At 67.1% G+C, this 13,606-nt stretch carries 12 protein-coding genes; 4 read left to right on the forward strand and 8 right to left on the reverse strand.

Features of this window, described 5'->3' with window-relative positions; translation table 11 throughout:
* Positions 1-64 precede the first annotated feature (64 nt).
* Both PYV55_RS11355 and PYV55_RS11360 read right to left on the reverse strand, forming a co-directional pair.
* A complete protein-coding gene (locus PYV55_RS11355; protein WP_275851214.1) occupies positions 65-1,249 on the reverse strand; it encodes an ATP-binding protein in 1,185 nt (394 codons plus the stop codon).
* Positions 1,250-1,555: 306 nt separating this feature from the next.
* Positions 1,556-3,352 carry an extracellular solute-binding protein gene (locus PYV55_RS11360; RefSeq protein WP_275851217.1) on the reverse strand — a complete coding sequence of 599 codons (1,797 nt, stop codon included), beginning with the start codon at positions 3,350-3,352 and terminating at the stop codon, positions 1,556-1,558.
* 48 nt (positions 3,353-3,400) lie between these two features.
* On the opposite strand from PYV55_RS11360, the gene fabI reads away from it, so the two are divergent.
* From fabI to PYV55_RS11375, 3 genes are all read left to right on the forward strand, one after another.
* Positions 3,401-4,192 (forward strand): enoyl-ACP reductase FabI, encoded by a 792-nt coding sequence (gene fabI, locus PYV55_RS11365; RefSeq protein ID WP_275851219.1) that lies wholly within the window; start codon positions 3,401-3,403, stop codon positions 4,190-4,192.
* A gap of 104 nt (positions 4,193-4,296) precedes the next feature.
* The gene (locus PYV55_RS11370) at positions 4,297-4,890 is read left to right on the forward strand and encodes an IMPACT family protein (RefSeq protein ID WP_275851221.1); all 594 of its coding nucleotides are present in this window, start codon (positions 4,297-4,299) and stop codon (positions 4,888-4,890) included.
* An 83-nt stretch (positions 4,891-4,973) separates the two neighbouring features.
* Positions 4,974-5,981, forward strand: coding sequence for a D-2-hydroxyacid dehydrogenase family protein (locus tag PYV55_RS11375; protein ID WP_275851223.1), 1,008 nt, complete (start codon positions 4,974-4,976; stop codon positions 5,979-5,981).
* 33 nt (positions 5,982-6,014) lie between these two features.
* Here PYV55_RS11375 and PYV55_RS11380 read toward each other — a convergent pair whose 3' ends face one another.
* From PYV55_RS11380 to PYV55_RS11405, 6 genes are all read right to left on the reverse strand, one after another.
* On the reverse strand, positions 6,015-6,230 hold the full coding sequence (locus tag PYV55_RS11380; protein ID WP_144734723.1) for a type II toxin-antitoxin system HicB family antitoxin: 216 nt from the start codon (positions 6,228-6,230) through the stop codon (positions 6,015-6,017).
* Positions 6,231-6,233: 3 nt separating this feature from the next.
* Positions 6,234-6,422 (reverse strand): type II toxin-antitoxin system HicA family toxin, encoded by a 189-nt coding sequence (locus PYV55_RS11385; RefSeq protein ID WP_275851226.1) that lies wholly within the window; start codon positions 6,420-6,422, stop codon positions 6,234-6,236.
* A gap of 61 nt (positions 6,423-6,483) precedes the next feature.
* Entirely contained in the window at positions 6,484-7,563 is a 1,080-nt protein-coding gene (locus tag PYV55_RS11390; protein ID WP_275851227.1) for a S49 family peptidase, read from the reverse strand.
* A 1-nt stretch (position 7,564) separates the two neighbouring features.
* Positions 7,565-7,948: a Rieske (2Fe-2S) protein gene (locus PYV55_RS11395; protein ID WP_275851229.1), complete on the reverse strand. Its 384-nt coding sequence runs from the start codon at positions 7,946-7,948 to the stop codon at positions 7,565-7,567.
* 9 nt (positions 7,949-7,957) lie between these two features.
* Positions 7,958-8,680 (reverse strand): HAD-IA family hydrolase, encoded by a 723-nt coding sequence (locus PYV55_RS11400; protein ID WP_275851232.1) that lies wholly within the window; start codon positions 8,678-8,680, stop codon positions 7,958-7,960.
* A gap of 5 nt (positions 8,681-8,685) precedes the next feature.
* Positions 8,686-9,816, reverse strand: coding sequence for a pseudouridine synthase (locus PYV55_RS11405; protein WP_275851235.1), 1,131 nt, complete (start codon positions 9,814-9,816; stop codon positions 8,686-8,688).
* A gap of 593 nt (positions 9,817-10,409) precedes the next feature.
* On the opposite strand from PYV55_RS11405, the gene PYV55_RS11410 reads away from it, so the two are divergent.
* Positions 10,410-13,562, forward strand: a complete 3,153-nt coding sequence (locus tag PYV55_RS11410) for an Rne/Rng family ribonuclease (RefSeq protein ID WP_275851237.1) — start codon at positions 10,410-10,412, stop codon at positions 13,560-13,562.
* The last annotated feature ends 44 nt before the right edge of the window (positions 13,563-13,606 follow it).

A 13,606-nucleotide genomic window follows, 5' to 3' on the forward strand; every position in this document is an offset into this window, starting at 1 on the left:
TGCTTTCATGGAGGAAGACAGAGTTGGGCAGCATACAGACACCGCCCATTCGCCCTCCGCGCAGCTACGCTTTGCTCGGTTTCTCCACGTAGTTGCGGATGAGGTACTCGTTGAACATGGGAACGGTGAACGCAATGTCGCCGTGAGATGGGCTGTAGATCATTCCCTTGCTGATGATCTGCGCGCGCCGCGGGCCCAGACTTTGAAGAGTTTCGTGCAGTGCATCCGCGACATCCGATGATCTATACGGCCCGGCACCAAGTTTGGCCATCGCGATAACGTACTCTCGCTCCTTAGGCGTTAAGCGATCAAATCGCACTTTGAAGAAGCCTTCGTCCAGCCGTTTTGTCGCTTCTCCTGCCGCCTTCGATGCATCCTCCAGCTTGATGCGCGGCCCCTCGGCGATGTTCCAACACTGATAGCCCCACTCCTGCAGAAAGTAGGGATAGCCTTTGGTCTTTGCCAGGATCTCTCTGATCGCGTTGTCGTCAATGTTCTCACCTTCACCCTCGATTGGCTGCCTGATTGCGGTCTCCGCATCCGCCTCTTCAAGCGCACCAACCGCAGGGTAGTGAAAGAGCCGTTCAGCGTAGGATTTTGCATCGCCCGAAAGAGCCGCAACCTGTGGCAGCCCCGCGCCGAAGAACAAAACAGGCAGGTCCCTCTGGTTAACCTTGTGGAGAGCGACGATCAGAGCTGCCAAATCTTCAGAGCGCAGGTACTGAACTTCGTCAATGAGAAGCGTCCAGGCCTTGCCGGCGGCCTTTGCTGCCTCGCCTACATGGACGAACAATTCAGGCAGGTCTGCCTCCATATCCCCGCTGTCAGCGACGCCTACTTCCGGATCCACCGAAATTGAAGTTTCTCCGTACGAAAGCTTGAACGCAGAGGCGAAAGAGCGAAGTGCCCGAAGGGCCCGATGGGCTTTGGCCTTCGCGTTCTCCGAAGTCGAGAGTTTGCGCAAGGTTTGATTGATCTTTGGCACAAGCAACTCGCTGAGCGCCTTTCCCTCTGGCGCTTCGATCGAGGATGTCACGTGCCCCGCGGCTTCGGCCATCTCTTCGATTTTGTTCAGTAGCACCGTCTTTCCTACGCCACGCAGGCCAAGCAACATCTGCGAGCGGCTTGACTTACCCAACAGCGCCCTTTGAATGGCTGTCTGCGCGTCCTGAAGAATGGTTTCCCGTCCAGCAAGCTCTGGCGGCCTGCTCCCGGCGCCAGGGGCAAATGGATTTCTCACTGCGTCCATGGAATCTCCTGTGGCGTGAACTCTATGCATTGCCAATAAAGTATATTGCACGGAAGATATACATGCGTAGAAAAAGCTAGAAAATGGGCGCCGCTTCAGCTTCAGCTTCAGCTTCCGCTTCCGCTTCGCGCCGCAGCCTGACTGGCGGTTCAACTCGGACGCCACGGCAGGCCATGCCTTCGGCATTCCCATGGCCTGCCGCGGCGCCCTCCGCGCTTCGCTCCACGGCGCCGGTTTACCTGGGCGATAGATGATGCGCGCGGCTGACTGGCAACACCGGTGCAGGCATGCCGCGGCGCCAGAAATTCACCGCCCCGCCTCCCTGGCCCACCAGGTGTCCATGACCCAGGTTTCGCCCGGAGAGTACGGCGGCACCTGCGCGGGGCGCGCGAGGCGCCAGGCGTTGTAGGCCATGCGGTGCGTGCTTGCGCTCCACTGCGGGATCAGGTAGTGGCTGTGCATGATGATGCGGTCGAGCGCGTGGCAGGCGGGCAGCAGCTCGGCCTGCGTTTTGGCGGCGGTCATGGTCTGGATCATGGCATCGACGGCGGGGTTTTTGACGCCGGCAAAGTTGCCCGAGTCTTCGGTGTCGGCGGCCTTGCTGCCGAAGAGGTCGGCAAACTCCTGGCCGGGGTTGTGCGTGCCCTGGAAGGCGAGCGAGGTGAGGTCGAAGTCGAACTTCTGCAGGCGCTGCTGGTACAGCGCAAAGTCCACGGCGCGAAAGCGCAGCGTGATGCCGAGCTTTTCGAGGTTGCGCATCCAGGGCGCGACCACGCGCATGCTGCCTTCGCCGCTGTCGAGGTATTCGAGCTCCAGGGCCTGCCCCGCGGCGTTGCGCAGCACGCCGCCCTGCACCATCCAGCCGGCCTCTTGCAGCAGCGCCTGCGCACGCCGCAGGTTGGCGCGTAGCGAGTGGCCGTCGTCGGTGCGCGGCGGCTCGTACATGGGGCCGAAAGCCTCTGCAGGGATGGCGCTGCGCCAGGGCTCCATGAGTGCGCGCTCTGGCGCGCTGGGCAGGCCCTGCGTCTCGCACGCGGTGTTGCCGAACAGGCCACGCACGCGCTGGTAGGCGCCGTAGAAAAGCTGGCGGTTCATCCACTCGAAGTCCAGCGCCAGCCCCAGCGCCTCGCGCACGCGCCGGTCTTGCAGCAGCGGGCGGCGCGTGTTGAGCACGTAGCTCTGAAAGCCCGAGGGCAGCTTGTGCGCGAATTCGCCCTTGACCAGCTCGCCCGTGGCAAAGCGCTTGCCGTTGACGCGCCGCGCCCAGTCGCCCGCGCTGAAAAAGCGCATCAGGTCGAACTCGCCCGCCTTGAGCGCCTCGAGCCGCGCGGTGTTGTCTTTGTAAATCTTGACCTGGATGCGGTCGAAATTGGCCGTGCCGCGGCGCACGTTGAGGTCGCGCGCCCAGTAGTTCGGGTCGCGCACGTAGGTGATGTCCTTGCCAAAGCGCACCGGGCCGATGCGGTACGGGCCGCTGCCTATGGGCGTGTCCATCACCACCTGGTCGAAGGGCTTGCCCGCGCCCCAGTCGCGGCTGAACACGGGCAGGCCGCCGACGATGAGGGGCAGCTCGCGGTTGGGCTTTTTGAAGTGGTAGCGCAGCGTGCGCTCATCAAGCACCTCGGCGCCGGCCACGTCGATCAGCAAGGTCTTGTAGGCAGGCGAGGTGTGGGGGCCGACGAGCGTGTCGAAGCTGTATTTGACGTCCTGCGCAAGCACGGGCTTGCCGTTGTGAAAGCGCGCCTCGGGCCGCAGGCGAAAGGTGGCCGAGAGCCCGTCGGGCGCCACATCCACGTCCTGCGCGAGCAGCCCGTAGCCCGTGGCGGTTTCGTCGAGCGCGCCCACGAGCAGCGTGTCGAACATCAGCTCGGAAAGGTAGGCGGGCGCGCTGCCCTTGATGGTGAACGGGTTGTATTTGTCGAACGTGGAAGCGCGCGAATTGCTCACCAGGCGCAGCTCGCCGCCCTTGGGCGCGGCGGGGTTCACGTAGTCGAAATGCGCAAAGCCCGCGGGGTAGCGCGGCTGCCCCCAGAGCGCGTAGGCATGCGCCGCCCACGCCGGCACGGCGCACATCCAGAGCACGAAAAGCAGGCAAAACCGCATGCGACAATTCTGCACGACTTGAATACCGTCTCACAAAGGAGAACAAACATGGGTTTTCTGACCGGCAAGAAGCTGCTCATCACGGGCGTGCTGTCCAACCGCTCCATCGCCTACGGCATCGCGCGCGCCTGCCATGCACAGGGGGCCGAGCTCGCGTTCAGCTACGTCGGCGAACGCTTCAAAGAGCGCATCACCGAGTTTGCCGCGGAATTCGGCTCCACGCTGGTGTTCGATTGCGACGTCGCGAGCGACGAGCAGATCGAGCGCCTGTTTCGTGACCTCTCGCAGGTCTGGCCCAAGTTCGACGGCTTCGTGCACAGCATTGGCTTTGCGCCGCGCGAGGCGATCGCGGGCGACTTCCTCGAAGGCCTTTCGCGCGAGGCATTCCACACCGCGCACGACATCAGCGCCTACAGCTTCCCGGCCATGGCCAAGGCCGCACTGCCCTACCTGAACGACAAGGCCGCACTGCTCACGCTGTCGTACCTGGGCGCGCTGCGCACCATCCCGAACTACAACACCATGGGCCTGGCCAAGGCCAGCCTCGAAGCCAGCGTGCGCTACCTGGCCGAATCGCTGGGCCCGCGCGGCATGCGCGCCAACGCCATCAGCGCCGGCCCCATCAAAACGCTGGCCGCAAGCGGCATCAAGGACTTCGGCAAGCTGCTGGCCGTGGTCGCCAACGCCGCGCCGCTGCGCCGCAACGTCACCATCGACGACGTGGGCAACGTCGCGGCCTTTTTGCTCTCGGACCTTGCAAGCGGCGTCACGGCCGAAGTCACCTACGTCGATGGCGGCTTCAGCCAGACCGCGGGCCTGAGCCGCGACATGGTCGAATAAGGCTTCCCCGTCCGAAACTTGAAGCCGAATCGACCCTTAGCGCTTGACAGACAAGCACAAGCAGCTATTTTTTTAATAGTCTTTCGCTGTGCTTCGGCTTAGCCATGCCCCTGACCCTGGCCGCCCCCGCGCACAGCGAGCTCCTCATCAAAAAAAGCCGCTTCATCGGCTGCGTGCAGCCCATGAGCGACCGCGCCGGCGCGCAGGCCGTGGTCGATGCGCTGTGGCGCGAACACCCCGGCGCCGCGCACATCTGCTGGGCGCTGCTGGCCGGCGGCCACTCGGCCGCGGTCGATGATGGCGAGCCCGGCGGTACCGCGGGCCGGCCCATGCTCGAAGTGCTGCGCCACCAGGACCTCGACGGCGTGCTCGCCACCGTGGTGCGCTACTTCGGTGGCGTCAAGCTCGGCGCAGGCGGCCTCGTGCGCGCCTACACCGACACCGTGGCGCAGGCGCTGCTCACGGCCACCAAGGTGCCGCTGCAGCGCCTGCAGACCTTGCAATGCGAGGTGCCCTACGCGCTCGAAGGCCTGGTGCGCCGCGAAGCCGCGCAGGCCGGCGCCGAATTGCTGGCCGTGCAGCACGGCGCGCAGGTCACGCTGCGCCTGCGCCTGCCCGAAGCGCAGGCCACGGCCTTCGTGCCGCACCTGAGCGAGCTCGGCCAGGGCCGCGTAGGCTGGCAGGAAGTGCGCGACTGAACGGGAGGCGCGCCGCCTGCGCGCGCCACGGTCTGACACGTTTCGAGGCCCGTCATGCGGGCACGCCAAGGCACAATGGCAGCATGAACATCGTGATCCTCGACGATTACCAGGACGCCGTGCGCAAGCTGCACTGCGCGAGCGTGCTCGACCCCTACACCGCCAAGGTCTATACCAACAACGTCAAGGGCATAGGGCAGCTGGCCGTGCGCCTGCGCGACGCCGACATCATCGTGCTGATCCACGAGCGCACGCAGATCACGCGCCAGCTCGTCGAAAAGCTGCCGCGCCTCAAGCTCATCGCGCAGGCCGGCCGCGTGGGCGAACACATCGACGTGGCCGCCTGCACCGAGCGCGGCATCGCCGTGGCCGACGGCGTGAGCTCCCCCGTGGCGCCGGCCGAGCTCACCTGGGCACTCATCATGGCCGCGATGCGCCGGCTGCCGCAATACATCGCCAACCTCAAGCACGGCGCATGGCAGCAATCGGGCCTCAAGACGACCTCGATGCCGCCCAATTTCGGCTTGGGGCTGGTGCTGCGCGGCAAGATGCTGGGCATCTGGGGCTACGGCCAGGTCGGCCGGCTCGTCGCGGGCTACGGCCGCGCCTTCGGCATGAACGTGAGCATCTGGGGGCCTGAGGCCGAGCGCGCGCAGGCCCTGGCCGACGGCTACCAAGCCGCGAGCAGCCGCGCCGAATTCCTCGCGCAGTGCGACGTGCTCTCGCTGCACCTGCGCCTGGCCGACGCCACACGCGGCCTGCTCGCGCTCGAAGACCTCTCGTGCATGAAGCCCACGGCGCTGCTCGTGAACACCGCGCATGCGGCGCTGATCGAGCCCGACGCGCTGCTGGCCGCGCTCAACCGCGGCCGCCCCGGCATGGCCGCGATCGACGTGTTCGAAAGCGAACCTACCCTACAGGGCCACGCCCTGCTGCGCCTCGAAAACTGCATCTGCACGCCGCACATCGGCTACGTGGAGCAAGACAGTTACGAGCTCTACTTCAGCGCCGCCTTCGACAACGTGGTGAACTTCATCCAGGGCAAGCCCAGCAACCTCGTCAACCCCGAGGCGCTGCAGGTGCGGCGCTGAGGGGCCGCAGGGGATTGGGCACCTGAGACCTTCTCAGGCTGCCGTGACCTCGAGATATTCGACGATGCTTGCCGGCGACGGGACGGGCAAGCCGTCCTCGATGAGGCCACGAATATGAAACGCAATGGCTGCGCGAATTTCATTTTCTGCTTCTTCGAGGGTATGTCCCGTAGCGACACAGCCCGGCAGGTCGGGCACATAAGCGGAATAGTTGTTTTCGGTTTTTTCGACAACGATGGCGTAACGCATGGATCACTCCTTCAGAGCAGCTTGCTTGATGATGCTGTTCAAAGTGCCCGGCGCGAGATCGTCGCTCGGTTTTCCGGCCACCGTGACGCGCCCGCTTTTCACTGGGTGCTTGAATTGCCGATGACTGCCGCGGGTGGCAACGAGATACCAGCCATCTTTTTTCAGCAAGGCCAAAACCTCATTGACCTTCATGGAGCCAGAATGGCGAAGCGGATGGCACCTGCACGCCTTTCCTGCATATGGCGAGGCCCCCTCACCGCAGCGCCGGCAGCCCCGCGCGCAAGGCGGCTACCGTGCCCTGCCCCATGGCGGCGCCGAACTTCTTGGCCAGGCGCTCGGCCACGTTTTCGTGGTGCGTGTAGTCGATGACGTCTTCGGCCTTGACGACCTCGCGCGCCACATAGTCGAGGTTGCCGTAGTGGTCGGCAAGGCCCATTTCCACGGCCTGCTGGCCGGTCCAGAACAGGCCGCTGAAGGTCTCAGGCGTGGGCTTGAGGCGCTCGCCGCGCCCCGCCTTGACCACGCTGATGAACTGCTGGTGGATCTGGTTGAGCATGGCCTGGGCGTATTCGCGCTGCTTTTCGGTCTGCGGGCTGAAGGGGTCGAGAAAACCCTTGTTCTCGCCCGCGGTGAGCAGGCGGCGCTCGACGCCGAGCTTTTCCATAGCGCCCGTGAAGCCAAAGCCGTCCATGAGCACGCCTATGCTGCCCACGATGCTGGCTTTATCAACGTAGATTTCGTCGGCGGCTGAGGCGATGTAGTACGCGGCCGAGGCGCAGGTCTCGCCCACCACGACGTACACGGGCTTCTGGTATTTGGCGCGCAGGCGCACGATTTCGTCGTTGATGATGCCGGCCTGCACGGGGCTGCCGCCGGGCGAATCAATGCGCAGCACGAGCGCCTTGGCACCCTCGTCCTCGAAGGCGCTGCGCATGCTGTCCACGATGTCGTCGGCGTTGGCGGGCATGTCGGCGGCGATTTCGCCCTTGATCTCGACCAGCGCAGTGTGGGGTTTGATGACGTCTGCGCCGGGCGTGTTTTCGTAGAACACGACTGCGCCTATGACCAGCACTACCGCCAGCCAGGCGAAGCGAAAAAACACCTTCCAGCGGCGCGCGCGGCGCTGCTCTTCGAGCGTGGCGAAGGCAAGTTTTTCGAGCACGGCGCGCTCCCAGCCGGGCTCTTGTGGCGACGTCTCGAACGAGGCCCGGCGCGGCGCCGCGTTTGCTTCTGTATTAGGAGCTTCTTGCGCCCATGGATTGGGCGTTGGAGGCATATTTTGCTCAGGTTCTCGGGGGGCTTCGGGGGGCTGTGGGGCGGCGGGGTCGGTCATGTCAGAACTCGGCGGGGCGAAGATTGTGGGCAGTATGCCAGTGCACCATGCCGTCTGCTTCGGTGACGGCGATTTTCACCAGCCCGCCGCGGCAGGGCCCGCCGGCGCAGGCGCCGCTCGTGGGCGCGTAGGCGGCGCCGTGCGTGGCGCACAGCAGCCACTGGCCGCTCGCGTCGAAAAAACGGTTGGGCTGGTAGTCCATCTCCATCGCGATGTGCGTGCAGCGGTTCAGGTAGGCATGCACCTGGCCCTCGAAGCGGATGGCGAAGGCGCGGCAGGTCTGGCCGCCATAGACCACGTCGAAGGGCACGGCCAGGCCGCGCTCTTGCAGCTCGCTGCTACGGCACAGCGGGATCGCGGCGGATGCGGCAGGTGCGCTGCTCATGGCCAGGCATCAGGCCGACTGCAGCAGCCAGCCATGCAGCTGCGCCACCGAGGGCGCGACATAGAGCGGCTGCAGCGCGGCGAAGGCTTGCGGATCGTGCGCGCCGTAGGCCACGCCCACGCCGGCGCAGCCCGCGTTCTGCGCCATTTGCAAATCATGCGTGGTGTCGCCGACCATGAGCACGCGCTCGGGTGCGACGCCGAGCTCGGCCATGAGCTCGTGCAGCATCAGCGGGTGCGGCTTGCCCGCGGTTTCGTCGGCGGTGCGCGTGGCGTGGAACAGCGCGCGCAGCGCGGCGGCCTGCAGCGCCTCGTCGAGCCCGCGGCGGCTCTTGCCCGTGGCCACGGCCAGCCAATGCCCGCGCGCGCGCAGCTGCTCGAGCATGGGCAGCACGCCGTCGAACAGGCTGATGTCATTCTGGTGGCGCACGTAATGGTAGCGGTAGCGCCGGTTCAGCTCGGGGTAGGCCGCAGGCGGCAGGCCGGGCGTGAGGTGCGCAAGCGCTTCGGGCAGGCCCATGCCGATCACGTAGGCGGCGTCCTGGTCTGCCGGCACCGGGCCGCCCACGTCGCGCACGGCCTCCTGCAGGCAGCGCACGATGATGGCGGTGGAGTCGAACAATGTGCCGTCCCAGTCGAAGGCGATCAGGTCGAAGCGGCGCGGGCGCTCGGCGGCGGGAGGTGCGGCGGACGCAGCGGACGCAGCAGGCGCAGCAGGTGCAGAGGTAGGCATGGGTTTCACTCGGTGGGCAAAAAGCCGGCCAGCTCGGGCGGCAGCTCGGCATGCAGGCGCACGGGCGCGTCCGTGGCCGGGTGGCTGAACTCTAACCGCCAGGCGTGCAAGAACATGCGCTTGAGCCCGAGCCGCGCGAGGCGCTTGTTGAGCTCGAAGTCGCCGTATTTGTCGTCGCCCGCGATGGGGTGGCCCTGGCTGGCGAGGTGCACGCGGATCTGGTGCGTGCGCCCGGTCTTGATGGTCACTTCGAGCAGCGTCATCGCGGGCAGGCCCTGGTCAGGCCGCGCGGGCAGGACGCTGCGCACCTGCACCAGCGTGATCGCGCGCTGGCCCTGCGGATCGTCGGCGCGCGCGATGCGCACGCGCCGCTCGCCCGCGCTGCCGCCTTGCCCAGCCTGGCCCGGCGCGCCCGATGCACCCGATGCACCCGGCAACAGATATTTGTGCAGCGGCAGATCGATCACCCTCTTGTTCGCGGGCCACACGCCCGTGACCAGCGCGAGGTAGGTCTTGCCCGTGGCGCGGCCGCGGAACTGGTCTTGCAGCCGCGTGAGCGCCGAACGCTTTTTCGCTACGAGCAGGATGCCCGAGGTCTCGCGGTCGAGCCGGTGCACGAGCTCCAGAAAGCGCGCCTCGGGCCGCGCGCGGCGCAATTGCTCGATCACGCCAAAGCTCACGCCGCTGCCGCCATGCACGGCCACGCCCGCGGGCTTGTCGAGCGCGATCAGCTGCTCGTCTTCGAAAAGAATGGGGAAGTGGCGCGGCGGCACATGCGCCGCGGCCTGCGCGTCGGCCTCGGGGCCGGTGCCAAGGCCAGCGGCGCGCGCGGCCACGCGCACCGGCGGCAGGCGCACCGCGTCGCCCGCCTGCACGCGCGTATCGGCGCGCGCACGGCCCTTGTTCACGCGCACCTCGCCGCTGCGGATGATGCGATAGACATGCGTTTTGGGCACGCCCTTGAGCTGGCGCAGCAAAAAATTGTCGAGCCGCTGGCCCGTGGATTCTTCATCGACCTGCAGCGTGCGCACTTCGGGCGCTCCGGGCCGCGCATGCACGCGCGCCACCGGGGACGCTGCGGCCGTTCGCGCCGCCGGCGCCGGCGAATTCGCTTTGGCCCCTATAATTCGTTTCACCTGTACGTGTAAGTGGTTGATTTGGATCGAGTTTAGCCGACCCTGTCAACCCCGCACGCGCAGGCAGGTCGATGCCAGCGGGCGTCGTGCGCACATTGCAGGCCAGCCGTCTGCGATGGCCCGCGCAGCACGCTGCGGACCGACGAATCGAAACCCCAACAATGGAATCCCCAAGCCGGCACAAGCTCCTCACAGCCTGTGCCGGCGGATCAAAGCGAGCAATGTGGTTGCTGATGGCCTTGTGGAGCGTGCTCTGGCACTGGCCCACGCCCCAGTTTCTGGCACAAAAAGTGGTTCCAGCCAAGGCGCAGCCTGCGCTTGAAGCTATCACTGACGCAGCAAACCAGCCTGCCAGGCAATCCCTGCTCGCCCCATCCCCACGCCCCTGTCGCGCGCGCCGCAAGCGGAACCAATCGGTCCCGGCGGGCTTGCGGCTGCTTTGGCCATTTCCTCCGTTTCGATGCGTCAGTCCAGGCATTTGCAGCTCTGCAGGGCAGAGCATTCATTGATTTGGACCCCCGCCGGCAGCGGCCCCACGCAGCGCACATGCTGCCAAGCCGCTGCCCGCACCAACAACAAGAAGGACACGCATCATGAAACGGATGCTCATCAACGCCACGCAGCCCGAAGAGCGCCGCCTGGCGATCGTCGATGGCCAGAAACTGCTCGACTACGAAATCGAGATCGAAGGGCGCGAGCAGCGCAAGGGCAACATCTACAAGGCCGTGGTCACGCGCGTCGAGCCCTCGCTCGAAGCCTGCTTCGTCGATTACGGCGAGGAGCGCCACGGCTTCTTGCCGTTCAAGGAAATCTCGCGCCAATACTTTGCCGAAGGGGTGTCCGTCAGCCAGGCGCGCATCAATGACGTGATCAAGGAAGGGCAGGAGCTGCTGATCCAGGTCGAAAAGGAAGAGCGCGGCAACAAGGGCGCGGCGCTCACGACCTTCATCAGCCTGGCCGGGCGCTACGTGGTGCTCATGCCCAACAACCCGCGCGGCGGCGGCGTGTCGCGCCGCATCGAGGGCGAAGACCGCGCCGAGCTCAAAGATGCGATGGACCAGCTCGAATACCCCAAGGGCATGAGCATCATCGCGCGCACCGCCGGCATAGGCCGCAGCGCCGCCGAGCTGCAGTGGGACTTGAACTACCTGCTCAAGCTCTGGAGCGCGATCGAAAGCGCCGCCAAGGGCAGCAAGGGCGCGTTCCTGATCTACCAGGAATCGAGCCTGGTGATCCGCGCGATCCGCGACTACTTCAGCCACGACATCGGTGAAATCCTCATCGACACCGACGACATCTACGAGCAGGCGCAGCAGTTCATGGCGCACGTGATGCCCGAGTACGCGGCGCGCGTCAAGCGCTACCGCGACGACGCGGCGCTGTTTTCGCGCTTCCAGATCGAGCACCAGATCGAATCCGCCTACGCACGCACCGTGCAGCTGCCCAGCGGCGGCGCGATCGTGATCGACCACACCGAGGCGCTGGTGTCCGTCGACGTGAACTCGGCGCGCGCGATCAGGGGCGGCGACATCGAGGAAACCGCCACGCGCACCAACCTCGAAGCCGCCGATGAGGTGGCGCGCCAGATGCGCCTGCGCGACCTGGGCGGGCTGATCGTGATCGACTTCATCGACATGGACGAGGCCAAGAACCGGCGCGAAGTCGAAAACCGCCTGCGCGACGCCTTGCGCCAGGACCGCGCGCGCGTGCAGTTCGGCACCATCAGCAAGTTCGGCCTGATGGAAATGAGCCGCCAACGCCTCAAGCCGGCCCTCTCCGAGGGCGTGTCCATCCCCTGCCCGCGCTGCGGCGGCTCGGGGCATGTGCGCGACACCGAGAGCTCGGCGCTGCAGATCCTGCGCATCATTCAAGAAGAATCGATGAAGGACAACACCGCCGCCGTGCGCTGCCAGGTGCCCGTGGAGGTGGCGAGCTTCCTGCTCAACGAAAAGCGCCCCGAAATCACCAAAATCGAGCTCAAGCAGCGCGTGAGCGTGCTCATCGTGCCCAACAAAGGACTGGAGACGCCGAACTACAAGCTCGAACGCCTCAAGCACGACGACCCGCGCCTCGATCAGATCGAGCCCAGCTACGAGCTCGCCGAAGAAGTCGAAGACCCCACGGCCGTGACGCGCCGCTCGCAAGAGCCCACGAACCGGCAAACCCCGGTCATCAAGGGCGTGCTGCCCGACATGCCCGCGCCAGCAGCCGCGCCGCGCCCCGCCGCCGCGCGCAGCACGGCCCCTGCCGTGCCACCGGTGCCGCCGGCGCCCGCCGCCCCGGTCGCTCCCCCGCCCGTGCCCCAGGAACGCGGTTTCTTTGCCTGGATCAAGCGCCTGCTGGGCCTGGCCCCGCTGGCACCGGCCACACCACCGACGCCGACCCCGGTCCCCGTGGCGCCCCCCGCCGCAGCCACGCCCGCCGCAGAGCCTCGGCGCGCAGGCCGCGCCGACGGGCGCAACCGGCGCGGTGAGCGCAGCGGCTCCGGCAATGGCCAGGGCAATGGCGCGCAACGCGACACCGCCCAGGCCAGCCCAAACGCCGCCGAAGCACGCAGCCGCCGCGCCGAAGCGGGCAGCGAAAGGCCAGGCATAGACAAACCTGAGACAGGAAAACCCGCTGGCGAAGCCCCCACCGGCCGAGGCCGTGGCCGCGGCCGCCGCGATTCCGAGGCGCGTGCCGGCACCCCCGGCGAAGGCGCTGCCGTCCCCACCGCAGCCCCCGCCGAAGCCCGCGACACCGACGCCGAAGCCCCGGCATTGGCGCCACGCGGCGAACGCGCACCGCGCCGGGAGCGCGAGGGCGCAGGCCGCCGGGAACGCGGTGAACGCCCTGACCGCGGCGAGCGCGCCCTGCGCACCGCCCAGGCGCCCGAGGGCAGTGCCGAGAGTGAAGTGCCCGTCTCCGGTTTTGCCGAAACCATGCCGCTCGAACTGCTGCCCGACCTCGACCTGAGCGGCAGCGCAGTCGCGCCCGGCGCTGCCGCTGCGCAGCCCACGGCAGAAGAAAACGGCGCAGCCGCAGGCGGCGAAGAGCGCCGCGAACGCCGCTCGCGCGACCGCTACGGCCGTGACCGGCGCAGCCGCACGCCGCGCGCCGAGGCTGACAGCACCGCTGCCGAGGAAGCCGCGCCCACCACGCCCGCGGGCGAAGCGCCAGTGCTGCTGGAGTTCGACACCCTGCCCGGCACCCCGGCCGAGGCGCCACAGGCGGCCACCGCGCAAGCCGCCCTGCCCACCGAGCAGGCTGCAGCGCCCGCCGAACAGGAGCCCGCGCGCCGCAGCTACTTCGCCCAGGCTTATGCCGCTGCGCCACAGAGCGAAGCCGTGGCTGAAGCCGCCGCCGAGGCCCCCGCAGCAGCGCAGCCTACGGCGCCGACCCCGGCGATCATTGCCGCAGTGACCGAGGCAGCCACCGCCGCCCCTGCCAGCGAAGCCAGCGTCGTCCGCGAAACCGCACCCGCGGCCACCGCTGCGGCCCCGGCCTCGCCAGCGCAAGCGCAGCGCTTTGCCCTGCCCCTGCAGGATCTGCAGCAAATAGCCACCCAGGCCGGCCTGCAATGGGTGAATTCCGACCCGGCCAAGGTCGCTGCCGTGCAAGCCGCGATCGCCGCCGAGCCCGCGCCCCTCCATGTGTCGCGTGAACGCCCCGCCGCAGTGCTGCCCGATGAAGGCCCGCTGGTGCTCGTGGAAACCCGGCGCGATCTGGCCGCGCTGCGTCTGCCGTTCGAAGAGCCGCGCCCATAATCGTGCGTCGCTGGCGTGCCGCCCCACTGCAGGCGGCCGCCAGC

Origin of the sequence: Extensimonas soli (assembly GCF_029211265.1) — a bacterium.
GTDB lineage: Bacteria > Pseudomonadota > Gammaproteobacteria > Burkholderiales > Burkholderiaceae_C > Extensimonas > Extensimonas soli.